This window comes from Streptomyces antioxidans (genome assembly GCF_000968685.2).
Lineage (GTDB): Bacteria > Actinomycetota > Actinomycetes > Streptomycetales > Streptomycetaceae > Streptomyces > Streptomyces antioxidans.
The window spans coordinates 1-308 of record NZ_LAKD02000274.1; the positions used below are offsets into that span (position 1 = coordinate 1).

1 protein-coding gene is annotated in these 308 nt (G+C 72.1%); it reads left to right on the forward strand.

Features of this window, described 5'->3' with window-relative positions:
* A partial coding sequence (locus tag VT50_RS39480; protein ID WP_158083256.1) for a hypothetical protein occupies nucleotides 1-308 on the forward strand: 308 nt, incomplete at both ends.

A 308-nucleotide genomic window follows, 5' to 3' on the forward strand; every position in this document is an offset into this window, starting at 1 on the left:
CCGACTGGGCCGCCGTCTACGCACCGTACGCGCCACGGCGTACCGACCTGCCCACCTACGCCTTCCAGCACAAGCGCTACTGGATCGACCTCCCCGGAAGCCAGGAGTCAAACCGCCGGTACGAGGTGGAGTGGCGGACCGGTGACATTCCCGGGAGCGGCCGCCTGACCGGAACCTGGCTGCTCATCGGCACCACCGACGGGCCCCCGCTGGACCGGGCACTCGCCGCTGCGGGCGCCGACGTGGTCCACGTCGAGTCCGCGGCCGGGCGCAAGTCCCTCGCCGAGCTGATCAGGGAGGCCACCACG